This window comes from Pseudomonas sp. CC120222-01a (assembly GCF_003097235.1).
In the GTDB taxonomy this organism is placed as follows: Bacteria; Pseudomonadota; Gammaproteobacteria; order Pseudomonadales; family Pseudomonadaceae; genus Aquipseudomonas.
Map to the genome: position 1 here is coordinate 56,666 of NZ_QEQQ01000027.1, position 22,161 is coordinate 78,826.

The window sequence follows — 22,161 nt, forward strand, 5'->3', positions numbered from 1 at the left end:
AGGCTCCTAGCCGATGTTGGACAGCTTGAGCAGGTGACGCAGGTCATCGAGCACGTGCTTGCCGTTGACCTTGCCGTCGTAGCGCAACACCAGGTTGCCGTGCGGGTCGACGATCCACAGCTGCGGGCCGGGCTCGGTGACGCTCTGGGTGTAGCGCTGGACGTCCAGCGGGTAGCGCTGCAATTGGGGGTATTCACGGCCGAGTAGCGTCTGGAATTCAGCGCTCAGCGGCTGAGCCGCCGCCAGGGCATGGCTGGCGCGGCTGGCGTCCCGGCCCAGGCCGACTTGAATCTGGCGCACCAGGTAGACCAGCCGCTGACAGTCCTCGGTACAGGCTTGCGGGGCGCTGACCAGCAATTGCCAGCGCTCGTCCTCACCCGCGATACCGATATCAGCGCGACTCTCGCCATTGCCGATCATGGTGCCGTGGTAGTTGCGACCGTCTGGAACCCAGAACTGCAGCTTGTACATACAGGTGGCCAGGACCATCGGCCCAAGCACCACCAGCAGAATCAGTATCAGCTGCAAACGCCCGCGGGCTCTGGGTTTGCTACGTTCAGGCAGGTCCAGTGGAGTGGCGGCGGCCATCGGTTTTCTCCTTCTTGCGGTGCCAGCCAAAGTAGAGGTAGAGCAGTACCAGGGCGGTGGCCAGGGCGAACCATTGCGCGGCGTAGCCCAAGTGCTTCTCCGGGCCCAGGGCAACGATCGGCCAGCCCAGCCGGTAGCTGGCAGGGCCCGATTCCAGGCGCAGTTCATGGGCGAAGCCTTCGCGGTCAAGTTGCTGCCAGAGTTGTGCTGCGTCGATGGCAGTGAGCAGATGCGGCCACTGGCCGCCTACCGGGTCGGGGTGTAACTGGAAGGTTTTGCCTGGCGCCACATACACCGTGGCATCGAGTGCCAAGGCTTGATCGGGGGTGTTGAATTGCACCGGTACACGGCGGTCCGGCCACGGCAGCCAGCCACGGTTGACCAGCAGCCACAGGCCACTGCTCTGGTCATGGAAGGGTTGCAGCAGCTCGACGCCGGCTTGGCCGTCGCGCATGCTGTTGTCCAGTAACAGGCTGTGTTCGGCGTCGAAGCGGCCATAGAGGTGCACCCGGCGGTAGGCCGGATCCTGCGACTGTTGCAGCTGGCTGGTGGCCAACGCAGGTGCGACCTCACGTTCAGCATAAGTGTCCAGCAGCGCGCGCTTCTCATCGGCGCGGCCAAGCTGCCAGCAGCCGAGCGCGATCAGCCCCGGTAGCAGCGCAAGCACCACCAGGGTCGGTATCCAGCCTGGGCGAAACCGCCTCATCGCAGCCTCGCCGGGCCAATCGCTATACTTATCCACATCACCGCATCCCCCCGGAGAAGCGCCATGCTCAAGGCCGCGATTGTCCTGATGCTGTTGGCCACTGTTGCCAGCCTGTTCAGTGGCCTGGTGTTTCTGGTCAAGGACGATGAAAACTCGACCCGCCTGCTGAAAGCCCTGACCGTACGAGTCACCTTGGCGGCCCTGACCGTCGGCCTGGTCGCCTGGGGTTTCATCAGTGGTCAGCTGGTTTCCCACGCCCCTTTCTGAAATTTTCATCTGACCCTGTGGGAGCGGGCATGCCCGCGAATGCGATGTTGAATGTGCCGACGCATTCGCGGGCATGCCCGCTCCCACAGGGTTCTGTATTCACAGCACGTATACGAAGATGAACAGCCCCACCCACACCACATCGACGAAGTGCCAGTACCAGCTCGCCGCCTCGAAACCGAAGTGTTTCTCGGGGTTGAAGTGCCCCCGCAGGATGCGCACGAACATCACGATCAGGATGATCGTGCCCAAGGTCACGTGGGCCCCGTGGAAACCCGTGAGCATGAAGAACGTCGCGCCATAGATGCCCGAGCCCAGGGTCAGCCCCAGCTTGGTGTAGGCCTCGTGGTACTCGTAGGCCTGCAGCGTGATGAAGCTGATACCTAGAAGGATGGTCAGCGCCATCCAGAATTTCAGCGGGCCACGATGGTCACGGCGCAGAGCGTGGTGCGCGAGGGTGATGGTCACGCTGGAGCTGACCAGCAGGATGGTGTTGATCAGCGGCAGGTGCCACGGGTCGATCACTTCCTTGGGCGGCGGGAACAGTTTCGGGTCGGGCGTATGCAACAGCGGCCAGGTAAATTCGAACGTCGGCCACAGCATGTGCGCAACACCTTTGGCCCCTTCACCACCCAGCCACGGCCCGGCCAGCACACGCACGTAGAACAGCGCGCCGAAGAAGGCCATGAAGAACATCACTTCCGAGAAGATGAACCAGCTCATGCCCCAGCGGAACGAGCGGTCCAGTTGCGGGCTGTACAGCCCGGCGCGGCTCTCGCGGACCACCGAGCCGAACCAGCCGAACAGCATGTAGGCCAGGAACAGCGCGCCGACGAAGAAGATCAGCGGCCCGTGTGATGACGGGTGGCCGGCCTTCATGTCGTTGAACCAGGTCCCCAGGCCGAACACCGTGATGAACATGCCGATGGTGGCGATGATCGGCCACTTGCTCTGCGCCGGAACGTAGTAGTGCTCATGACTTGCCATTGCTGTTCTCCTTCCCTCAGCGGGCGCCCTGCACGTCCTGTACCGCGGCATGGGCGACCGGCGGATGACGTGCAGTGATGTCGAACAAGGTGTAGGCCAGTGTCAGGTGCTTCACGCTTTCCGGCAGGTCGCGGTCGACGATGAAGCGCACCGGCATCTCGATGCGTTCGCCGGGCTGCAGCACCTGCTGGGTAAAGCAGAAGCACTCGGTCTTGTGGAAATACGCCGCGGCCTCAGCCGGGGTGATGCTGGGTATCGCTTGCGCACTCATCGGCCGGTTGGTCGGGTTGTGCGCGACGAAGATCATCTGATTCACCGCGCCCGGGTTGACCTCGAGCTCGTCGCCCTTGGAATAGAAGTCCCAGACCATGTCGGCGGCGTTGGTCGACATGAACTGCACCCGCACCGAACGCGTCGGGTCACTGACCTGGCTGCCCTCGTACTGCCCGCCGGTCTTGCCGTTGATGCCGAAGGCCTTGCACATCACGTCATACATCGGCACCAGGGCAAACCCGAAGCCGAACATCACCACCGTCAGCAGCAGCAGGCGGGTGACCAGGCGCTTGAGCGACGAGCCTTTCATGGCGACGCTCCTACTTCACTTCCGGCGGAGTCTGGAAGGTGTGATACGGCGCTGGCGAGGGGATCGACCATTCCAGGCCCTCGGCGCCATCCCAGGGTTTGGCCGGTGCCGGCGCGCCGCCGCGGATGCACTTGATGACGATGAACAGGAAGAACAGCTGCGTGGTGCCGAACAGGAAGGCGCCAATCGACGACACCATGTTGAAATCGGCGAACTGCAGGTTGTAGTCGGGAATACGCCGTGGCATCCCGGCCAAACCCACGAAGTGCATGGGGAAGAAGGCCATGTTCATGCCGACGAACGACAGCCAGAAGTGCAGCTTGCCGAGGGTTTCGTCATACATGTGGCCGGTCCATTTCGGCAGCCAGTAGTAGGCCGAGGCAAAGATGCCGAAGATCGCCCCGGGCACCAGCACATAGTGGAAGTGCGCCACCACGAAGTAGGTGTCGTGGTACTGGAAGTCCGCCGGGGCGATGGCCAGCATCAACCCGGAGAAACCACCGATGGTGAACAGGATGACGAAGGCGATGGCAAACAGCATCGGCGTCTCGAAGCTGAGCGAGCCTTCCCACATGGTGCTGACCCAGTTGAACACCTTCACCCCGGTGGGTACGGCGATGAGCATGGTGGCGTACATGAAGAACAGTTCGCCGACCACCGGGATGCCGACCACGAACATGTGGTGAGCCCAGACGATGAACGACAGGAAGGCAATCGCGCCGGTGGCGTAGACCATCGAGGTGTAGCCGAACAGCGGCTTGCGCGAGAACGCCGGGATGATCGAGCTGACCGCGCCGAAGGCCGGCAGGATCATGATGTACACCTCGGGGTGGCCGAAGAACCAGAACACATGCTGGAACAGCACCGGGTCACCGCCACCGGCGGCACTGAAGAAGCTGGTGCCGAAGTGGATGTCCATCAGCATCATGGTCACCACACCGGCCAGCACCGGCATCACCGCGATAAGCAGGAACGCGGTGATCAGCCAGGTCCAGACGAACAGCGGCATTTTCATCAGGGTCATGCCTGGGGCGCGCAGGTTGAGGATGGTGGCGATCACGTTGATCGCGCCCATGATCGAGCTGATGCCCATAAGGTGGATGGCGAAGATGAAGAAGGTGACGCTGGCGGGCGCATAGGTAGTGGATAGCGGGGCATAGAAGGTCCAGCCGAAGTTCGGCCCGCCACCTGGGCTGAACAGGGTCGAAACCAGCAGCAGGAAGGCCGCCGGCAGCAGCCAGAAACTGAAGTTGTTCATCCGCGGCAGGGCCATGTCCGGGGCGCCGATCATCAGCGGGATCATCCAGTTGGCCAGGCCGACGAAGGCCGGCATCACCGCGCCGAACACCATGATCAGGCCATGCATGGTGGTCATCTGGTTGAAGAACGCCGGCTCGACGATCTGCAGCCCGGGCTGGAACAGCTCGGCGCGGATCACCATGGCGAACGAGCCGCCAAGCAGGAACATCATGAAGGCGAACCACAGGTACATCGTGCCGATGTCCTTGTGGTTGGTCGTCAGCACCCAGCGCATCAGGCCCTTGGCCGGGCCGTGGGCGTGCTCATGGCCGTGGGCGTGGTCGTCGATCACTGCACTCATGTCCTGTCTCCTGCAATCCGCTGATTGCCGCGCAAAACCCTGTTCACTTGGCTTCTGCCTGCTTGAGCGCCAGCACGTCCTTCGGCGTGACCATGTCGCCCTTGTTGTTGCCCCAGGCGTTGCGCTCGTAGGTGACCACGGCGGCGATGTCGACTTCCGAGAGCTGCTTGCCGAACGCGGCCATCGCCGTGCCCGGGCGGCCGTGGTAAACCGTGCTCAGGTGCTCTTCCTTCGGCCCGGTGGCCACTTTCGACCCCTTGAGCGCCGGGAACATCGGTGGCAAGCCCTGGCCCTCGGCCTGGTGACAGGCCACGCAAGTGGTGTGGTAGACCTTGTCGCCACGCTCGACCAGTTCTTCGAGCGTCCAGTCCTTGCTGGTCAGCTCCTTGAGCTTGGCCGCCTCGGCCTTGCGGTCGGCAAGCCAGGCTTCATAGTCGGACTTGGACTTGACCTCGACCACCACCGGCATGAAGCCGTGGTCCTTGCCGCACAGCTCGGTGCACTGGCCGCGGTAGATGCCGGGCTTCTCGATACGGGTCCAGGCTTCGTTGACGAAGCCGGGGATGGCGTCGCGCTTGACCGCGAAGGCCGGCACCCACCAGGAGTGGATGACGTCGGCGGCGGTCACCAGGAAGCGCACCTTGGCACCGACCGGCAGCACCAGCGGCTGGTCGACCTCAAGCAGGTAGTGCTCGTCCTTGGGCGCCTTGTTGTGGATCTGATCGGCGGGGGTGGCCAGGTTGCTGAAGAACTCCACGTCCTGGCCCAGGTATTTGTAGTGCCACTTCCACTGGTAGCCGGTGACCTGGATATCGATGTCCGATTCGCTGGCGTCGTAGATGTCGATCAGGGTCTTGGTGGCCGGAATGGCCATGGCCACCAGGATCAGGAAGGGCACGATGGTCCAGAGGATTTCCACCCAGGTGTGCTCGTGGAAATGTGCGGGCTGCTGGCCGGTGGAACGGCGGTGGATAACCATGGACCAGAACATCGCACCGAAAACCACGATGCCGATGATCACGCAGATCCAGAAGATCGTCATGTGCAGGTCGAACACGGCGTTGGAGACTTCCGTCGCCCCCGGGTGCATGTTCACGGTCCAGGCAGCGTTGGCCTGACCAAAAACCGACCACAACAGGAGGCCCATCCAGACATGTGGATGTCGCATCATTGCGGGTTCCCCTTCTCGTTCTTGTAGTCCCGGAGGCGTGGCCTGCGGCAAGAGGGAACGGCGGTCAAGACTGCCTGGCTTCGACGACCGAGCCCCTGCAAAAGCAGTCGGGCCTCATCAACGAATCACGTTCAACGGGAGTATAGACAGCGACCAACGGCACGCAACGACGCTGGTGAAATGAACTTCAAGAAATGCGAAAGGCCGTGCAAAAGCCCGAGCTTGAGGGGTTGTGGCAAAATAATGGCAATGCGATATGCCGAACTGCGCACACGTTTGCGGGGTTTATAACAAATGCGTCTTAGGTATTCTGTATACCGAGCTAATTTAGTGTCTTCCGTTTGAAACGTCTTGTCCCTGGAGTTGTCATGAACATCGCTGCTGTACGCGAGCAAATTAGCCAAGCCCACGATCACGAAGGCCGCACCGGCCAACTGAAAGAGCGTCTCGAGCTGCAACTGCCTCACCTGCACCCCTCGATCCAACTGCCTGAGCAGGACGCCCAGGGTACTTTGGCGCGCTTCGTCAGCGCTTACATCGATCGAGTTCCCGAGCTGCTGGAAGCCGCCCACAACGTAGCCCGCGAAGCGGGGATCGAATCACAGATCAAACCTGTGCTGAAAATTGCCGAGGCCTATTTCCTGCAGCCACCCCGCGTGATGCAAGGGCATGTGGGGCTCGATTGCCTGCTGGATGAGGCTTACCTCGCGCACCGCCTGGTGGAAGAGGTCAACGACCTGTATATCCGCCACTTCCAGCAACCACTGATTCCGGTCGACACCACGGTGGCCAACCTGATCGCCCACCAGCTGATCGGCGAAACCTTCGCCAACCAACTGGACGAGGTAGTGCACCACTCGGTGGACGAGATGCTAAACGACGAAAGCTTCGCCGCCGAGTCGGTGGAAGCCTATCGCGAAACCCTCAGCAGCCCGCAGACCGGCGAGGCCTGGAAGCGCTGGCCGTGCCTGTCCCGCCAGTTGAACGTGGAATTCGGCCGGGCCAGCGCCTGACCTGCCAGACCGGTGAGGGAAAGCGCTCCTCCTGCTGCCCCCCACCTTCGATCATTACTGTCATCCGGCCGCCTCAGGGCGGCCTTTTCCATTACCAGGTGATGACAATGACGATCAGAAGAAACAGGATTTATACGGACCTGCTGCGCGGCACCTATCGCACGATATGGGGCAACTGGGGCCTCAACCCCGTCATCAAGCCTGGCGCGGTCGGCATCATCGACGCCGACTCCGGCGACTTCAGGCTTGTGGCCGATTGCCTGCCCGGGGTCGAGATCAGCAAAAGCCAGCAAAGTCGAAAATGGGATTTCAAATCCTCTGGCGTGACGTGCAGGAGCATCAACGCCAGTGTCGGAGGGGTAATCTTTGACCCGAGCACAGGTACCGAGGTCAAACCCGATGCCGCACTGGAATGGACCTTCGACAAGGAGAATTCCATTACCTCGGAGTTCGCTATCAGCGGTGAGCACGCCATCAGCAACCTTGCCATCCTCGACGATCAATACGATTGGCTGCTCGGCCAGGCGCATAAGTTGAACATGGCAACCAAGGCCGGCATCTCCGAAGGTTTTGGCGTGGTGACTTCGGTCATCTACGCCAGTAGTGGCGTGAATGCAGTGGCGAAGAAAAGCAAAGCCAGCTTCACCGTTTCAGGCAGCGCGAGCGGCCTCAACCGCCTGCTCGGTGAAGACGGCATCAACGGCAAAGGCAAGGCGAGCTACGTGTTCACCAGCAATTCCAATGAAGTCGAGACGCATACCTTGCCGGCAAAAAGTGGTGAGGTGGCCACCGAACCCCTGCCTGTCGCCTATAGCTTTGCTTCGTTCGCAGGCAGCCGGGTGCTGATCCCAAGCTGGGTCGGCAAGGTCGGTGTGCTGAACCTGCTGGTGGACAGCAAGGCTTCGTCCTTAACCACCTACACCACCAAGGTCACACTGTCCTACCAGACCCCCGCAGGCCCGGTCAAAGCGTCCAGGACTGTGGTCGGTGGGAGTTCGACCAGCTTCGGCGAAATCCCCCTCACCGCCACCGAGATGGTGCTGACTGCGGAGTTCATCAACATCGGCCCCAACACTCGCAAGTCGATGAGGTGGAACACACCAGCCAGCGAGTGGTTGGGTGGCACCCGTACCGTGAACCTGAAGGGTACATGGCCAGGTGCACCGGAGATGATCGAGGTCAAGCACTGACCTCAGGTGCCTGCAACGCTGCGCAAACGGCCTTCCACCCTGCGCTTGAGGCCTCGCTGCTCAATGCGCAGGTTGGAGCCGCTGGTCTTGCTCCAATCCTCCAACAGTTCCAGGCATGAATGGTCGATATAGGTCAGGTTGGCCAGCGGAACATGCAGGGTGGTGCCGGCAGGCACGCTATCGAGCACCTGGGTCAATGCAGGTACCTTGAGGAACGTTGCCGCCCCGCTCAGGCGCAGCTCCATATGGCCGCGAGGCTCAAGCTGGACGAGGCAGATTTTCAGGCGGGCCGCCTTGAATGCCAGCTTCAGCAATGTCAGGGCGAACCCTAGCAGCACACCGGTCAACAGGTCGGTGAAGATGATCGCCATGGCCGTCGCCACGTAGGTGAACATCGGCATTCGACCGTAGCGGCCCAAACCTCGCAGCGCCTTGAAATCGACCAGCTTGATACCGGTGAATACCAGCACGCCAGCCAGGCTCGCCACCGGAATCTGCTGCAGCACGCTGCTCAGAATCACCACGAACGCCAGCAACCACAGGCCATGCAGGATCGCCGAGGCACGGGTTTGTGCACCGGCCTGGACGTTAGCCGAGCTGCGCACGATGACGCCTGTCATTGGCAAGGCTCCCAGGAGCCCGCACAGCATGTTGCCGATCCCTTGTGCCGAGAGCTCGCGATCGAAATCTGAACGCTGGCCGCTGTGCATGCGGTCTACCGCGGCCGCCGACAGCAGCGTTTCGGCACTGGCGATGAAGGCCAGGGCGAAGGCCGCTACCAGCAGGGTCGGGTCGGCGAGCTTCATCAGGTCGTCCGGGCGGATCCAGTCGATGGCCTCGGACAGGTCTGCCGGAACCTGAACGCGATTAACCGGCAGTGCCAGCCACATGGCGACGGCGGTCATTGCTGCCACGCCGAGCAACGCACCGGGAATGAATCGCAGCTTCTGTGGCCGCAAGCGCTCCCACGCCCACATGATGGCTATGGTACCGAGCCCGAGTGCACCGGCTACCCAAGCGGAACCAGCCTCCTCCAGGGGCAGAGCAGCGCTCACGGTCGCAGGAAACGCCAACAGGTTCTGCATGCCCGAAGGCTGCGGTGCCGTGTCGAACATGACATGCACCTGCGACAACACAATCAGCACGCCGATACCGGCGAGCATGCCGTACACCACCGCTGGCGCGGTGACACGGAACCAGCACCCCAGGCGCAAGCGCCCGGCCAGCAATTGCAGAATCCCCGCCAACAGCAGGATCGGCCCGAGCATCGCCATACCGTGCTGGCGCACCAGCTCGAACACCAGTACCGCCAAACCAGCCGCCGGGCCACTGACCTGCAGCGGTGAGCCCGCCAGGAAGCCGACCACGACGCCACCGATGATACCGGTGATCAGCCCCTTGGCCGGCGGCATGCCCGAGGCGATCGCAATACCCATGCACAACGGCAGGGCGACCAGGAAGACCACCACCGACGCTAGCAACTCTCGCGGCAAGGCCGCTTTCAACTGTGTCATGTTCACCATCATTCTCCTTTCTCTGTCGCACGGCCATTCCCCTGGCCGTGAGCACGTTTGGTCCCTGACGAGCGCACAGGCGCGGGCCGCCAGCGAAATCGCCGGCAGGTAGTCAGGGCATTTTCAAGGCAGCCGAAGGCCGCGCCGCACCCGCGTTGGATGCAGCCGGCTATTCAAGGTTCAGCTGTGGACGGGTCGCTTAGTAGCGGCCTCTCGGAGTGGCGCTAGGCACCGGCTGGCCAGCGGCCAGAGGCAGGAAGCTGTCGCTGGCAGCGTCGTAGGCTTCGATCTTGCTGGTCTCGATGTCGTAGACCCAGCCGTGGATGTACAGCTGGCCCGCAGCCAGGCGCGAGGCCACAGACGGGTGGGTGCGCAGGTGGTGCAGCTGGGCGATGACGTTTTCCTTGGTCAGCACCTGCATGCTTTCGTGTTCGCTGCCGCACGAGCAGTTGTTCTCGACCACGGTGCGGGCCACTTCGGCGTGGCGCAGCCAGGCACCAACGGTGGGCATCTTGTCCAGCGAATGCGGGTTCAACACCGCACGCATGGCGCCACAGTCGGAGTGACCACAGATGATGATGTGATGCACCTTCAGCGCCAGCACGGCGTATTCGATAGCGCTGGAAACACCCCCGTTCATCTGGCCATACGGCGGTACCACGTTACCGACGTTACGGGTCACGAACAGGTCGCCAGGCGAGCTCTGAGTGATCAGCTCGGGGACGATGCGCGAGTCGGCACAGGTGATGAACATGGCGCGTGGGGTTTGCGCGGTGGCGAGCTTCTTGAACAGCTCTTGCTGCTCGGGGAAGACGTCATGGTGAAAGCGCAGGAAGCCGTCGACGATGTGCTTCAGGGCGGCATCGGCGCTCTCCGCGGGGGCTTGCGGAACGACCTTGGATGGGTCCTTGACGGGCATGTTTCATCCTCTTGACGGTGTGTAGGTAAATCCATTTTACCGGTGAAAGATTCTGGCTATGCGCAGATTTAGATGACGCGCACGGGCGATAGATCACAGTGTTCGATGACTGGATTCCTACGCTAGCGGGGAAAACTTAACTGAAACTTAATTCGGAGGCTCTAGAACGGGTGTTCCAGATATAAAAGGCGGGAACCGAATAATAGCAAAAAAGCATCAACTGCCAAGCGCCATTACTCAGATTATTTGCTTGAATGAGTCGCACTGGGGATGTCTGCAGGCGCCACCTGATGTCAGAACAACGCCATCTGGCCACCTGGCGGGCAAAAGGCCGAACAATCCAGCACCTGCGCGTCCCGCCCCTCGAAGTCCAGCCGCTTCATCGCCTTGGCAAAACGCTGCGCCAGCAACTCGGCAAACACCCCCTCACCGCGCATCCGTGCGCCGAAGCGGCTATCGTAAAGCTCGCCGCCACGGCTCTGGCGAATCAGGCTGAGCACATGGGCCGCACGTTGCGGGTAATGGTCTTGCAGCCACTGCTCGAACAACGGTGCCACTTCCAACGGCAGGCGCAGCATCATGTAGGCAGCGCTCTGTGCGCCCGCTTCCTTGGCAGCTTCCAGCAAGCGCTCAAGCTCGCTGTCGTTGATCATCGGAATCATCGGCGAACACAAGACCCCTACCGGCACACCGGCTTCGCGCAAGACACGAATGGCCCGCAACCTCGCCTTGGGCGAAGCCGCACGGGGCTCGAGCACCCGCTTGAGGTCATCGTCCAGGGTGGTGAGACTGATCATCACCCGTGCCAGGCGCTGACTGGCCATCTCGGCCAGCAGGTCGAGGTCGCGTAATACCAGCGAGCCCTTGGTGACGATGGTCACGGGGTGACGAAAACGCAACAGCACTTCCAGCAACCGTCGAGTCAGCTGTTGTTCGCGCTCGATGGGTTGATAAGGGTCTGTGTTCGAGCCCAGATTGATCGGCGCGCAAACGTAGCCCGGTTTGCTCAACTGCTGGGCAAGCACTTCGGCGGCATTGGTCTTGGCAATAAGCTTGGTCTCGAAATCCAGGCCAGGGGACAGATCCCAGTAGGCGTGCGAAGGGCGGGCATAGCAGTAGATGCAGCCATGCTCGCAACCTCGGTAGGGATTGATCGAGCGATCGAAGGGCAGGTCGGGGGAGGTATTGCGGCTGATGACCGATTTCGCCGTTTCAATCCGAATCTCGGTACCCTGCGTCGGCGGTACCTCCTGGTACCAGCCATCATCCTCGGCCACAGAATGGCTCGGGGCAAAGCGGTTGTGCGGATTGTGTGCCGTGCCACGGCCCTTTTGTGGTGCTGGAGGAATCATGGCTCACCCCTGTACTGTATCCATATACAGTATATTGTGCTCGATGATCTTTCCAGCACCTCCGGTCAGCGCTTCAGGCCAGCCCATGCCAGCGCAGATAAGGCTGCGAACTCGCCGGCCGTCCCAGAAACGCTTCGATTCCCTCGCGCAGAGGGCGCGTCGCCCCAGGTGCGAACAGCGCTGCCTGTAGCGCACTACCTGTTGTCCGGTCCAACAGGCCTGAGGCCTCGAAGCGGGAGAACACATCCAGGGCATGCACATCTGACCACAAATACGCGTAGTAGCCCGCGTCGTAGCCGTTCACCAGATGGTCGAAGGCGTGAGCAGGATGTTCGAAATCGGCCAACGGCCAGTATCCGCAGCGCTCCCGGGCGTCTCCCAGACGTTGCTCGAGGCTTCTGCCATCGTTCGGCGTGGCATGCAGGTCGATGTCGAACAGGGCCAGGCTCAAATTGAGGGCCGTTTCTTCCACACTTTGCTGGCGTAGCCGGCCCAGGCATTCATCAGCCTGATCCCGGGTCAGTCGGCGGCCACCCTGCGGCTGCGTCGAAATCGATACCAGGTAATCTGCATCCCACACCCACCGCTCGAAGAGCTTGCCGAACAGCTCCACACCATCGGTCCCAAGCTCAGTGACATTGGACATCACATGGTTGCTGGTGCGCACCAGCAGGTGGTGCATGGCATGGCCAAATTCATGGAACAGCTTGCGCAGCGACAGGTGGTCCAACAGTGGCGGGTTGCCGTCCAGCGCCTGCGGTACATCGCAGAAAACCACTACCGAAGCGGGCTGGTAGATGCCCTCGGCATCGATGCGGCGGTTGCGGATGTAAGTAGTGAACACTGCATCAGCCTGCTTCCCGGCGTGCTGTACCGCATCGAGGTAGAGAAAACCGATGAGGGCGTTGTCCTGCCAGACCTCGAACGACTGCACACTGTCGTCCCAGGTGGCAAGCAGCCTGGGCTGCAGCGACACACCGAACAACTGCTGAACCAACTGCTGCAACGCAGCGATAACAGCGTCAAGCGGGAAGTGCTCTCGCAGGGCCTCGTTGGTAAGCGCGGTGCGCGAGGACGCCTGCAAGTAAGCAACGTCCCACGGATGCACCGGCTCCAAGCCCTGGCTCGCGCCCTGACGCTCGATAGCCGAGCGCCATTGTCCCATGGCCGGCCGGACGTGGTCGGCCAGCTCATGCAGAAAGGCGCGCACCTGGGTAGCCGAACCCGCACTCTTGGCCTGCAGACTCAGATCCAGATGGCTGGCAAAACCGAGCAGATGGGCCTTCTCCTCTCGCAAACGGGCCAGTTGCTGCAGCAGCGGGCGGTTGTCTCGCTGCGGGTCAGGGCTGACACCACGGGCGTGGTAGGCCCGATACACACGCTCACGTAGCCCACGGTCCTTGGCATGCATGAGCACCGCGTCGGTTGCCACGCTTTCGCAAGGGATCAACCAGCCCGGCTCACCGGCTTCGCGCGCGCGAGCGGCCAGCTCGTCGCGAATGCGTTGCGGGATGCCGCTCAGCTCGGACTCATCGGAAATGCTCAATCCTGGCCGACCGGTGTTGCTGAGGAATGCTGCACGTGCGGAGCCAATCTGCGCCTGTATTTCAGCCAGACGTGACTTGCCGACGCTGTCCAGCAACACTCCACTGGTGGCGAACTTGTTCAGGTGCCAGCGCAAGGTAGCCCGCTTGTGGGCATCCAACTGCATGCCGACATCGCTATTGGCCAAGCGCTCATACAGGGCCTGCAGCCGCAGGTTGACGAATTTTTGTTCGAAGCGCGCCGTAGTCTTGGCATAGAAATCGAGGATGGCGTCGGCCCAGGCCTGGTCCTTGCCAACCAGAGGCGAGGCGCCATACAGCACCGCCAGAAGCTGGGCATCCAGCCCATCCACGGCCAGTACCAGGTCATCCCAGGTGGGTAATACCTGCTGATCGGAGATGATGCGCTCGATACCTTGCTCGTGTGCCAGCAACACATGGTCGAAGGCTTCACCCATATTTTCCAGCGTGATCGAGGTGTAATCGACGGGAGTTGCATTGTTTTGCAGCAGCGGGTTGTCCATGAAGCATCGCCTTGCTCAAATTGAAGGGCAGGCGAGCTTGCATGGCCAATAGCGGGAAGGTGGCCTGATCATGTACCACCCAGGCATGCCGGCCCGAGCACAAGGCCCGGGCGGCACGACGGCTTCACTCAGCCGGTTTCTTCAGTTTTGGATTGGGGAAGAACTGCACGGTCTGCACCTTGGCCGGCGCCGCCTTCGGCGCCAGCTGGTTGACCCGCGTGCCGAGCTCCTTGGGCACCGACAGGCCCTGCTCGTTGAGGGTGTCGGTGAAGCCGCAAGCCACGCACTCCCGGTGCGGCACGTCGTCTTCGCTCCACATCATCAGCTTGTCGGGCTCACTGCACGCCGGGCAGACCGCCCCGGCGATGAAGCGCTTCTTGGTCTTGTTCACAGCTACCTCGCTCATGCCGCAGCGTCCTCGGTGAGGCCACTGTGGCGCAGCAATGCATCAATGGATGGCTCACGCCCACGGAAGTCCACGAACAGTTCCATGGGTTCGCGCGAACCGCCGCGGGCCAGGATCGCTTCACGGAACGCGCGGCCGGTCTCGGCATTCAGCACGCCTTCTTCCTCGAAGCGCGAGAAGGCGTCCGCCGACAGCACTTCAGCCCACTTGTAGCTGTAGTACCCCGCCGCGTAACCGCCAGCGAAGATGTGCGCGAAGCTGTTAGGGAAACGGTTGTACGCTGGCGGGCGCATCACCGAAACCTCATCGCGTACGCCTTCGAGTACCTGCAGCACGCTGCGGCCATCACCGTGGCTGGCGTGCAGCTCGAAGTCGAACAGCGAGAATTCCAGCTGGCGCACCATCATCATGCCCGACTGGAAGTTCTTCGCTGCGAGCATCTTGTCCAGCAGGTCCTGGGGCAGGGCCGCGCCGGTTTCGTAGTGGCTGGAGATCAAGGCCAGGCCTTCCGGCTCCCAGCACCAGTTTTCCATGAACTGGCTCGGCAGCTCGACCGCGTCCCAGGCCACGCCGTTGATACCGGACACACCGGCATGCTCGATGCGGGTCAGCATATGGTGCAGGCCATGGCCGAACTCATGGAACAGGGTGGTGACTTCATCGTGGGTCAGCAGCGCAGGCTTGCCAGGCGCAGCCGGGGTGAAGTTGCACACCAGGTTGGCCACCGGGCTCTGCAGCTCGCCGCCTGCTGTACGGCGACGGTCGCGGGCGCCGTCCATCCAGGCACCGCCACGCTTGTTGGCGCGGGCGTAGAGGTCGAAGAAGAAGCGGCCGACGTGCTGGCCGTTTTCCTTGATCTCGAACAGGCGCACGTCCGGGTGCCAGCTGTCGAAGCCCTTGAGTTCGGCAATCTCGATGCCGTACAGGCGCTGGACGATGCTGAACAGGCCGCTGAGCACCTTGTCGATCGGGAAGTAGGCGCGCAGGGTTTCCTGCGACACGCTGTAGCGCTGCTCGCGCAGCTTCTCGCCGAAATAACCGGCGTCCCAGCTGGCCAGCTCAGGGCAGCCCTGCTCGGCGGCGTAGGCCTTGAGCTGCTCCAGGTCCTGGGCAGCAAACGGCTTGGAACGCTTGGCCAGGTCGCGCAGGAAGCTCAGCACCTGGTCGCTGGACTCGGCCATCTTGGTCGCCAGGCTCAGCTCGGCGTAATTCTTGTAGCCCAGCAGCCCGGCCAGTTCCTGGCGCAGGTCGAGGATCTGCTGCATCACCGGGCCGTTGTCGAACTGGCCGGCGTTCGGGCCCTGGTCCGAGGCACGGGTGCAGTAGGCCGCGTACAGCTCTTCGCGCAGGGCGCGGTCGCTGGCGTAGGTCATCACGGCGTAGTAGCTGGGGAATTCCAAGGTGATCAGCCAGCCGTCGAGGCCCTTGGCCTGGGCGGCAGCGGCCATTTGTGCCTTGGCAGAGTCGGTCAGGCCGGCCAATGCGGCTTCGTCGGTGACGTGCTTGGTCCAGGCCTGGGTGGCGTCGAGCAGCTGGTTGGAGAAGCGGCTGCCCAGCTCGCTGAGCTTGCTCTGCACTTCGGCATAACGCTGCTGCTGGTCGGCCGGCAGGTCGATGCCCGACAGGCGGAAGTCACGCAGGGCGTGCTCGAGGATAGTCTTCTGGGCCACGTCGAAGCCAGCGGCTTCCGGGCTGTTGGCCAGTGCCTGATAGGCATCGAACAGCGCACGGTTCTGACCCAGTTCGGTAGAGTAGGCACTCAGCGCTGGCAGGCAGGACTCATAAGCCTCGCGCAGTTCCTGGCTGTTGCACACCGCGTTAAGGTGGCTGACCGGGCTCCAGGCGGCACCCAGGCGGTCGTTCAGTTCGTCCATGGCCAGCACCAGGCCGGCCCAGGTTGGGGTCTTGCCTTGCTGTTCGAGGATCTCGGCAATGGCTTTACGGTTGTCGGCCAGGATCGCTTCGATCGCCGGCAACACGTGTTCGGCACGGATTTGCGAGAAGGGCGGCAGATCGTAGGACTGCAGAAGCGGGTTGTTCGCACTCACGGTTCGGATACCTTGGCAGAAGAAACACTGCCCCATCTTAATTACAATCGACGCCGACCGCAGCAGGCAGCCTGCCTATCGGCACAGATGAGAGACGCTATCATGGCCATCCGCAGCTTCCAGCAACACACTCCGAAAGTGGGACTCAGGGCGTTTGTCGACCGTTCGGCGGTGGTCCTGGGCGACGTGGAGATCGGCGAAGACAGCTCTGTCTGGCCGCTGACGGTGATCCGCGGCGACATGCACCGCATCCGCATTGGCGCGCGCACCAGCGTGCAGGACGGCAGCGTGCTGCACATCACCCACGCCGGTCCCTTCAACCCCGACGGTTTCCCGCTGATCATCGGTGACGAGGTGACCATCGGCCACAAGGTCATGTTGCATGGCTGCACCCTGGGCAACCGCATTCTGGTCGGCATGGGCAGCACCATCATGGATGGCGCCATCGTCGAAGACGAAGTGATCATCGGTGCCGGCAGCCTGGTACCGCCCGGCAAGCGCCTGGTCAGTGGCTACCTGTACATGGGCAGCCCGGTGAAGCAGGTGCGCCCGCTGAACGATCAGGAACATGCCTTCTTCCCTTACAGCGCCGGCAACTACGTCAAGCTCAAGGACCAGCACCTGGCCGAAGGCTACGACCAACCGGAATGAACCCGACTACCGAGACGAACATGCACCAGCAGAACATCCTCTTCGACCTCGACGGTACCTTGACCGACCCGCGCCTGGGCATCACCCGCTCGATCCAGTACGCCCTGGCCAAGCTGGGCATCGACGAGCCCGACCTGACCCGCCTCGAACACTTCATCGGCCCACCGCTGCTGCAGGCCTTCATGCAGTTCTACAGCTTCGATGAAGCCAAGGCGTGGGAAGCGGTGAACTTCTACCGGGAACGCTTCCGCGTCACTGGCTTGTACGAGAACCTGGTGTTCGAAGGCGTGCCGGAGCTGCTCGAAGCCCTGAATGGGCAGGGCCGGACGCTGTATATCGCTACGTCCAAACCGTGGGAGTTCGCCCGGGAAATTGCCCGGCATTTTGCGTTCGATCACCACTTCAAGGTGATCTACGGCAGCGAGCTGGATGGTACGCGGACCAACAAGGTCGAGCTGATCCGCCATCTGCTGGATGAGGAAGGGCTGGACCCGGCGCAGACGCTGATGATCGGTGACCGCAAGCATGACCTGATCGGGGCTCGCAGCAATGGGTTGCAGGCGGTGGCGGTGGGGTATGGGTTTGGTAGCCGGGAAGAGCTGGTGGCTGAGGCGCCGGCCTTCCATTTCGCAACTGTGGCCGAGTTGCATCAAGCCTTCAGCAAGGCTTGAGGGCCATGGGGGCTGCTGCGCAGCCCTTTCGCGACACAAGGCCGCTCCCACATCGGTCGGCGTACGCAGGTCTTTTGTGGGAGCGGCCTTGTGTCGCGAAAGGGCCGCAAAGCGGCCCCAAAATTTCACAGGCTCACATCAACCGCTGCAACACCGCTTTCCTCTCGACAGCCGGCAACCGCCCAAGCTGCTCGACCCGCTCATAAAACCGCGCCCAATCCCCACCCATCTCTCGGAATACAGCCGCAAACGCCGGCACCCACTGGTCATACAGCCCGAACGGCAACAACTTGGCATTACTCAACGGCGCATAGATCCAGGCGTCATAGCGCTGGTCGCCATTCCACTGGCTGTCCCGCACCTGCTTGTATTCACTGCGCAAGCGCTCGAACTCCGCCTGCTTGGCCACCCGCTTGTGCGCATCATCCAGGGGACCAGCATAAATCGCCTGCAATCGCTCACGGCTGGCCAGCACCAACCGGGTGAACTGGTCGCGCTGCTGCGACTGATCCTCCCCATTCGCCGCAAGCCCACGAGCAGCGCGCCATTGCCGCGTGCCCTCCTGCTCGACGAAGGTGGCAAACGACTCATTGAACTCGGTGTCGTCCTGCACATAAAAGCGCTGATGAGCCAGCTCATGGAAGATCAGCGTGGCCAGCCGCTCATCCCCCCAACCGACCATGGAAGAAAGAATCGGGTCATCGAACCAGCCCAGCGTCGAGTACGCTTCGACGCCGCTCACGTACACGTCCAGGCCTTGCTGGCGCATCAGCGCCGCCTCACCACGCGCAGCGCCCTGGCGGTAATAGCCGCGGTAGGCGACGCAGCCGGCAATGGGGAAGCAGTGCGTCACCGGTTGCAACGACAGTTCAGGTGTGGCGAACACGTTCCACACCACGTAGGGGCGCTGCAGATCGGCGTAGAGCCGATAACTGCGGTTGTCCGGCAGCTTGAGCTGTTCGCTGGCAAACACCCGAGCCGCTTCGGCATGTTCAAGGCGAGCGCGCAAGCGCGGGCTGCTGGCCGGGTCGGTGATCACCTTTTCCACCGGCTGGCGCGCCCGCAACAGCTGCCATTGCCCCTCGGCCAACTGGCCGTAATAGCCCACGGTGCTGCAACCGTTCAGCAGAAAGGCAGCCAACAGGGGAACCAAACGCCTGAAAACGCAGTCGAGTGGCCCAGGGCCTGAGCGCTTGAAAAGAACAAAGAGATCCATCTGGGGCTATCCAACTCGCTCATGGCCTATGCGCTCCAAGACTATCTCGCCAAGGGGGAGTTTCGCCATGCGTGCACTGTTGGTCACCGGCTCACTGCTGCTGGTTTCTGCCTGTTCAACCCTGCCTGACCCGGACCCGAACCTGGCCTGGGTCGACCTCACCCCCTATGACGAAGCGTCGCTGGACGCGAAGCAGGTGGACGAGCGCGACTGGGCCGACACTCGCTATTTCGAGGTGCCGCCCGGTAGCCACGAGCTGACCGTGCGCTATCAATTCCCGGTCACGCCGAGCAATATCGGCCCGGTCGACGAACCATTGTGGCGTGATTGCCAGGTCAAGCTGACCTTCAAGGACTTCAACGCCGGGCAGCGCTACCAGCTGCAGGCCGGCAGTATCGGCTTCCGCCCGTGGATCAAGCTGTACGACCACCAGCAAAAACTGGTCGGGCAGGGCCTGCCAGCAGGTTGCCAACGCACCTGAACCGCACAAACGGCGCTATGCTTGTAACTCGTGTATCGCGAGTGGGAGTTTTGCCATGCGCCAGCCCATGATGCTGATCGCCCTCAGTGCACTGGGGGCTTGCGCCAGCCCCTTGCCGCCAGTCGACCCCGCCAAGGCCTGGGTCGACCTCTATACCGTGACCCCTGGCCGCATCCTCATGGCCGACCGCCTCGACGGCCAGCGCCTGGACGACGGCCGCTACTTCCAGCTGACCCCTGGCAAGCATGAACTGGTGGTACGGTTCGACTATGAAATCTATGCCGGCGGCATGCTCACCAGCCCCAAGGAACGCACCTGTTACCTGACCGTACGCTTCGACGACTTCAAGGCCGGCGAGCGCTATCGCCTTGAGGCGCGGGCACCGGTGATGGACCCGCAGGTGCTGCTCTACGACGCCAGCCGCAAGGTGGTGGTGAACGAGCCAAGCGACGTGTTCTGCATACCCTAAGAAGCACTGGGGCCGCATTCGCGGCCCCGGCCATTTACCGGTCGTTTTTCTGGTAAATGATCTTCTTCGTCCCGCCATCACAGGTGCCGACGATCATGTTCTGATCCTTGACCTCACTGTTGGGCACGATTTCCAGGGTGTAGGACGTCACACCCTGGGCCTGGATCTTGGCTTCGATCTCAGCCTTGAGTTCTTCGCACGGTTTCACCGCCGCCAATGCAGAAGTGGCCACAAGGGAAGCCAGCACGGCGATTGCTACGCGAATCATGGAACGGCTCCTGGTATGGCAGCTGCGCTGCCGACGCTGTTTAGACTACAGCAAACCGTCGCCGTTGCGCCGCCTAGCCCACCAAGGTGGCGTCCAGGCTGATCTTGGCGTTGAGCACCTTCGACACCGGGCAACCGGCCTTGGCCTTGTTGGCGATTTCGAGGAACTGCGCCTCGCTCGCCCCTGGCACCTTGGCCTTGAGGATCAGGTGCACGGCGGTGATGGCAAAGCCGTCGGGTTGTTTGTCCAGGGTGACTTCGGCAATGGTATCGATGCGGTCTGCGGTGAACCCTGCCTCACCGAGCATCATCGACAGCGCCATCGAGAAGCAGCCGGCATGGGCCGCGCCAATCAGCTCTTCCGGGTTGGTCCCCGGCGAGCCCTCGAAACGCGTGTTGAAACCGTAAGGGTTCTGCTTGAGTGCGCCGCTTTCGGTGGAAAGCAGGCCTTTGCCATCCTTCAGGCCACCTTGCCAGATCGCCGATGCTGTCTTTTTCATGATGCCTCCAGGTCTTGGGTTACTTACCTACATTTTCGAGGTCAGCGTCCTGCGGCAAGTTCAGAGCAATCGCACAGTGAGCATTGAATCCTTCGAATCTGCCCATACAGAGTTCAAAAGGCCTCCGGGCCAACCACTCTTGCGGAGGCTCCGATGACGCAGCTGCGTGACCTGAAGATATCCACCCTCGACCTGGTGCCAGTGCGCGCCGACAAAGGCCCGGCACAATCGCTGCACAACTCGCTGGACCTGGCCCGCCATGTCGAGCGGTTTGGCTACAACCGCTTCTGGGTAGCCGAACACCACAACATGGACGGCATCGCCAGCTCGGCCACCTCGGTACTGATCGGCTATCTGGCCGGCGGCACTTCGACCATTCGCGTCGGCTCCGGCGGCATCATGCTGCCCAACCATGCGCCACTGGTGATCGCTGAGCAGTTCGGCACCTTGGCCAGCCTGTATCCCGGGCGTATCGACCTGGGCCTGGGCCGTGCGCCAGGCTCCGACCATATGACCGCCTACGCCCTGCGCCGTGACCGCGCCGGCAGCGCCGATGACTTCCCGGATGATGTCGAGGAGTTGTCGCGCTACCTTGGCCCACGTACCGATGATCAAAAAGTGATCGCCGTGCCCGGTCACGACACCGACGTGCCCCTGTGGCTGCTCGGGTCCAGCCTGTTCAGCGCTCAACTGGCCGGCATGCGCGGCATGCCGTACGCCTTTGCCTCGCACTTCGCCCCGCGCTACATGCATGAGGCGATCCGCATCTATCGCGACCATTTCAAGCCGTCGACCACGCTGGACAAGCCCTATGTGATGCTGGGCATTCCGATGGTGGTGGCGGAAACCGACGAACAGGCCGAATACCTGGCGACCTCGGTGTACCAGCGCATTCTGGCGCTGATCCGTGGCCAGAGCCTGATGCAGAAACCGCCTGTACCGAGCATGGACGGTCTATGGCTGCCCCATGAGCGCGATGCCGTGGGGAGTTTCCTGGGCTTGGCGATGATCGGCAGCCCGCAGAAGGTACGGGCCAAGGTGGAGGTGCTGCTGGAGCAGACCGGGGCGGATGAGCTGATCTTTACCTGCGACTTGTATGAGCATGCGGACCGAATTCGGTCCTATGAGCTGATGGCGCAGGCTTTGAAGTCTGAGTGACCTTCTTCGCGGGTAAACCCGCTTGTATGGTAGGACTTGAAGGGAGGAGGAGGGTCATAACTCGCTTCTGACTGTTCGCGCAGTACAGACCGTGGGAGAAATCACCCCTCCTCCTTTCAGCACCCAAGCGCCGATAAGGAATGCCTCGCGAGCAAGCGACAATAGAAGCAAGCCTGCGCCAGGGTGTGCCCTTCAAGTCACACTACGCTACAAGGAGCAGCTATTCATGGCAACGTCCGCACCCCCAATCGAAGCTGGCGTGGACACCGCCAAAGATGAATTGGTGATTCAAGCCGCTCCGAATACCAAACCCTTCATCATCCCTAACACCTCGAA

23 protein-coding genes and 1 pseudogene are annotated in these 22,161 nt (G+C 62.0%); 9 read left to right on the forward strand and 15 right to left on the reverse strand.

Going from position 1 to position 22,161, the window contains the following annotated elements; genetic code table 11:
• Positions 1 to 6 precede the first annotated feature (6 nt).
• Positions 7 to 588: a hypothetical protein gene (locus N430_RS25345; protein ID WP_110639504.1), complete on the reverse strand. Its 582-nt coding sequence runs from the start codon at positions 586 to 588 to the stop codon at positions 7 to 9.
• Positions 557 to 1,294, reverse strand: coding sequence for an SURF1 family protein (locus N430_RS25350; protein WP_110639503.1), 738 nt, complete (start codon positions 1,292 to 1,294; stop codon positions 557 to 559). Before N430_RS25350 ends, N430_RS25345 begins: the two co-directional genes overlap by 32 nt.
• Positions 1,295 to 1,357: 63 nt before the next feature.
• Here N430_RS25350 and N430_RS25355 point away from each other — a divergent pair, with 63 nt between their 5' ends.
• Entirely contained in the window at positions 1,358 to 1,561 is a 204-nt protein-coding gene (locus tag N430_RS25355; RefSeq protein ID WP_054884381.1) for a twin transmembrane helix small protein, read from the forward strand.
• Between the two features lie 99 nt (positions 1,562 to 1,660).
• Here the strand turns inward: N430_RS25355 and N430_RS25360 are convergent, their stop codons facing one another.
• From N430_RS25360 to coxB, 4 genes are read right to left on the reverse strand one after another with little or no spacing between them, the layout of a single operon-like run.
• Positions 1,661 to 2,548 carry a cytochrome c oxidase subunit 3 gene (locus tag N430_RS25360; protein WP_110639502.1) on the reverse strand — a complete coding sequence of 296 codons (888 nt, stop codon included), beginning with the start codon at positions 2,546 to 2,548 and terminating at the stop codon, positions 1,661 to 1,663.
• A 16-nt stretch (positions 2,549 to 2,564) separates the two neighbouring features.
• Positions 2,565 to 3,131: a cytochrome c oxidase assembly protein gene (locus N430_RS25365; protein WP_110639501.1), complete on the reverse strand. Its 567-nt coding sequence runs from the start codon at positions 3,129 to 3,131 to the stop codon at positions 2,565 to 2,567.
• Between the two features lie 10 nt (positions 3,132 to 3,141).
• On the reverse strand, positions 3,142 to 4,731 hold the full coding sequence (gene ctaD / locus N430_RS25370; RefSeq protein ID WP_110639500.1) for a cytochrome c oxidase subunit I: 1,590 nt from the start codon (positions 4,729 to 4,731) through the stop codon (positions 3,142 to 3,144).
• 43 nt (positions 4,732 to 4,774) lie between these two features.
• The gene (gene coxB, locus N430_RS25375) at positions 4,775 to 5,902 is read right to left on the reverse strand and encodes a cytochrome c oxidase subunit II (RefSeq protein WP_110639499.1); all 1,128 of its coding nucleotides are present in this window, start codon (positions 5,900 to 5,902) and stop codon (positions 4,775 to 4,777) included.
• 368 nt (positions 5,903 to 6,270) lie between these two features.
• On the opposite strand from coxB, the gene N430_RS25380 reads away from it, so the two are divergent.
• Positions 6,271 to 6,915, forward strand: coding sequence for a hypothetical protein (locus N430_RS25380; RefSeq protein ID WP_110639498.1), 645 nt, complete (start codon positions 6,271 to 6,273; stop codon positions 6,913 to 6,915).
• A 107-nt stretch (positions 6,916 to 7,022) separates the two neighbouring features.
• Entirely contained in the window at positions 7,023 to 8,105 is a 1,083-nt protein-coding gene (locus N430_RS25385; protein WP_110639497.1) for a hypothetical protein, read from the forward strand.
• A 2-nt stretch (positions 8,106 to 8,107) separates the two neighbouring features.
• On the opposite strand, the gene N430_RS25390 is transcribed toward N430_RS25385, so the two are convergent.
• The 6 genes from N430_RS25390 to prlC all read right to left on the reverse strand — a co-directional run bounded on the left by N430_RS25390 (position 8,108) and on the right by prlC (position 16,412).
• Positions 8,108 to 9,628, reverse strand: coding sequence for a SulP family inorganic anion transporter (locus N430_RS25390; RefSeq protein ID WP_371922796.1), 1,521 nt, complete (start codon positions 9,626 to 9,628; stop codon positions 8,108 to 8,110).
• Positions 9,629 to 9,818: 190 nt separating this feature from the next.
• Positions 9,819 to 10,538, reverse strand: a complete 720-nt coding sequence (locus N430_RS25395; protein ID WP_110639496.1) for a carbonic anhydrase — start codon at positions 10,536 to 10,538, stop codon at positions 9,819 to 9,821.
• A 293-nt stretch (positions 10,539 to 10,831) separates the two neighbouring features.
• The gene (locus tag N430_RS25400) at positions 10,832 to 11,890 is read right to left on the reverse strand and encodes a PA0069 family radical SAM protein (RefSeq protein WP_110639495.1); all 1,059 of its coding nucleotides are present in this window, start codon (positions 11,888 to 11,890) and stop codon (positions 10,832 to 10,834) included.
• A gap of 73 nt (positions 11,891 to 11,963) precedes the next feature.
• On the reverse strand, positions 11,964 to 13,958 hold the full coding sequence (locus N430_RS25405) for a M3 family metallopeptidase (protein ID WP_110639494.1): 1,995 nt from the start codon (positions 13,956 to 13,958) through the stop codon (positions 11,964 to 11,966).
• A 124-nt stretch (positions 13,959 to 14,082) separates the two neighbouring features.
• Entirely contained in the window at positions 14,083 to 14,364 is a 282-nt protein-coding gene (locus tag N430_RS25410) for a YheV family putative zinc ribbon protein (protein ID WP_054884391.1), read from the reverse strand.
• The gene (prlC, locus tag N430_RS25415; protein WP_256592186.1) at positions 14,361 to 16,412 is read right to left on the reverse strand and encodes an oligopeptidase A; all 2,052 of its coding nucleotides are present in this window, start codon (positions 16,410 to 16,412) and stop codon (positions 14,361 to 14,363) included. Before prlC ends, N430_RS25410 begins: the two co-directional genes overlap by 4 nt.
• A gap of 102 nt (positions 16,413 to 16,514) precedes the next feature.
• Here prlC and N430_RS25420 point away from each other — a divergent pair, with 102 nt between their 5' ends.
• Both N430_RS25420 and N430_RS25425 read left to right on the forward strand, forming a co-directional pair.
• Entirely contained in the window at positions 16,515 to 17,063 is a 549-nt protein-coding gene (locus tag N430_RS25420; RefSeq protein WP_110639492.1) for a gamma carbonic anhydrase family protein, read from the forward strand.
• A gap of 20 nt (positions 17,064 to 17,083) precedes the next feature.
• Complete coding sequence (locus N430_RS25425) at positions 17,084 to 17,734, forward strand: HAD family hydrolase (protein WP_110639545.1); 651 nt, start codon at positions 17,084 to 17,086, stop codon at positions 17,732 to 17,734.
• Between the two features lie 133 nt (positions 17,735 to 17,867).
• On the opposite strand, the gene N430_RS25430 is transcribed toward N430_RS25425, so the two are convergent.
• Complete coding sequence (locus N430_RS25430) at positions 17,868 to 18,950, reverse strand: aminopeptidase (RefSeq protein WP_110639491.1); 1,083 nt, start codon at positions 18,948 to 18,950, stop codon at positions 17,868 to 17,870.
• 67 nt (positions 18,951 to 19,017) lie between these two features.
• On the opposite strand from N430_RS25430, the gene N430_RS25435 reads away from it, so the two are divergent.
• Together N430_RS25435 and N430_RS25440 are read left to right on the forward strand one after the other, a co-directional pair.
• Entirely contained in the window at positions 19,018 to 19,431 is a 414-nt protein-coding gene (locus N430_RS25435) for a hypothetical protein (RefSeq protein ID WP_110639490.1), read from the forward strand.
• A gap of 55 nt (positions 19,432 to 19,486) precedes the next feature.
• Positions 19,487 to 19,900 (forward strand): hypothetical protein, encoded by a 414-nt coding sequence (locus tag N430_RS25440; protein ID WP_054884397.1) that lies wholly within the window; start codon positions 19,487 to 19,489, stop codon positions 19,898 to 19,900.
• Between the two features lie 34 nt (positions 19,901 to 19,934).
• Here the strand turns inward: N430_RS25440 and N430_RS25445 are convergent, their stop codons facing one another.
• A complete protein-coding gene (locus N430_RS25445) occupies positions 19,935 to 20,168 on the reverse strand; it encodes a DUF1161 domain-containing protein (RefSeq protein ID WP_027917153.1) in 234 nt (77 codons plus the stop codon).
• A 73-nt stretch (positions 20,169 to 20,241) separates the two neighbouring features.
• Positions 20,242 to 20,667 (reverse strand): OsmC family protein, encoded by a 426-nt coding sequence (locus N430_RS25450; RefSeq protein WP_110639489.1) that lies wholly within the window; start codon positions 20,665 to 20,667, stop codon positions 20,242 to 20,244.
• 153 nt (positions 20,668 to 20,820) lie between these two features.
• Here N430_RS25450 and N430_RS25455 point away from each other — a divergent pair, with 153 nt between their 5' ends.
• Complete coding sequence (locus N430_RS25455) at positions 20,821 to 21,825, forward strand: LLM class flavin-dependent oxidoreductase (RefSeq protein WP_110639488.1); 1,005 nt, start codon at positions 20,821 to 20,823, stop codon at positions 21,823 to 21,825.
• Between the two features lie 226 nt (positions 21,826 to 22,051).
• Positions 22,052 to 22,161, forward strand: a pseudogene (locus N430_RS25460) (IS110 family transposase); the annotation flags it as partial.

Excerpts from the sequence above, each read along its gene's own strand:
- N430_RS25345 (WP_110639504.1), bottom strand. The coding sequence starts at position 588 with ATGGCCGCCGCCACTCCACTGGACCTGCCTGAACGTAGCAAACCCAGA.
- N430_RS25350 (WP_110639503.1), bottom strand. The coding sequence starts at position 1,294 with ATGAGGCGGTTTCGCCCAGGCTGGATACCGACCCTGGTGGTGCTTGCG.
- N430_RS25355 (WP_054884381.1), top strand. The coding sequence starts at position 1,358 with ATGCTCAAGGCCGCGATTGTCCTGATGCTGTTGGCCACTGTTGCCAGC.
- N430_RS25360 (WP_110639502.1), bottom strand. The coding sequence starts at position 2,548 with ATGGCAAGTCATGAGCACTACTACGTTCCGGCGCAGAGCAAGTGGCCG.
- N430_RS25365 (WP_110639501.1), bottom strand. The coding sequence starts at position 3,131 with ATGAAAGGCTCGTCGCTCAAGCGCCTGGTCACCCGCCTGCTGCTGCTG.
- ctaD (WP_110639500.1), bottom strand. The coding sequence starts at position 4,731 with ATGAGTGCAGTGATCGACGACCACGCCCACGGCCATGAGCACGCCCAC.
- coxB (WP_110639499.1), bottom strand. The coding sequence starts at position 5,902 with ATGATGCGACATCCACATGTCTGGATGGGCCTCCTGTTGTGGTCGGTT.
- N430_RS25380 (WP_110639498.1), top strand. The coding sequence starts at position 6,271 with ATGAACATCGCTGCTGTACGCGAGCAAATTAGCCAAGCCCACGATCAC.
- N430_RS25385 (WP_110639497.1), top strand. The coding sequence starts at position 7,023 with ATGACGATCAGAAGAAACAGGATTTATACGGACCTGCTGCGCGGCACC.
- N430_RS25390 (WP_371922796.1), bottom strand. The coding sequence starts at position 9,628 with ATGGTGAACATGACACAGTTGAAAGCGGCCTTGCCGCGAGAGTTGCTA.
- N430_RS25395 (WP_110639496.1), bottom strand. The coding sequence starts at position 10,538 with ATGCCCGTCAAGGACCCATCCAAGGTCGTTCCGCAAGCCCCCGCGGAG.
- N430_RS25400 (WP_110639495.1), bottom strand. The coding sequence starts at position 11,890 with ATGATTCCTCCAGCACCACAAAAGGGCCGTGGCACGGCACACAATCCG.
- N430_RS25405 (WP_110639494.1), bottom strand. The coding sequence starts at position 13,958 with ATGGACAACCCGCTGCTGCAAAACAATGCAACTCCCGTCGATTACACC.
- N430_RS25410 (WP_054884391.1), bottom strand. The coding sequence starts at position 14,364 with ATGAGCGAGGTAGCTGTGAACAAGACCAAGAAGCGCTTCATCGCCGGG.
- N430_RS25420 (WP_110639492.1), top strand. The coding sequence starts at position 16,515 with ATGGCCATCCGCAGCTTCCAGCAACACACTCCGAAAGTGGGACTCAGG.
- N430_RS25425 (WP_110639545.1), top strand. The coding sequence starts at position 17,084 with ATGCACCAGCAGAACATCCTCTTCGACCTCGACGGTACCTTGACCGAC.
- N430_RS25430 (WP_110639491.1), bottom strand. The coding sequence starts at position 18,950 with ATGGATCTCTTTGTTCTTTTCAAGCGCTCAGGCCCTGGGCCACTCGAC.
- N430_RS25435 (WP_110639490.1), top strand. The coding sequence starts at position 19,018 with ATGCGTGCACTGTTGGTCACCGGCTCACTGCTGCTGGTTTCTGCCTGT.
- N430_RS25440 (WP_054884397.1), top strand. The coding sequence starts at position 19,487 with ATGCGCCAGCCCATGATGCTGATCGCCCTCAGTGCACTGGGGGCTTGC.
- N430_RS25445 (WP_027917153.1), bottom strand. The coding sequence starts at position 20,168 with ATGATTCGCGTAGCAATCGCCGTGCTGGCTTCCCTTGTGGCCACTTCT.
- N430_RS25450 (WP_110639489.1), bottom strand. The coding sequence starts at position 20,667 with ATGAAAAAGACAGCATCGGCGATCTGGCAAGGTGGCCTGAAGGATGGC.
- N430_RS25455 (WP_110639488.1), top strand. The coding sequence starts at position 20,821 with ATGACGCAGCTGCGTGACCTGAAGATATCCACCCTCGACCTGGTGCCA.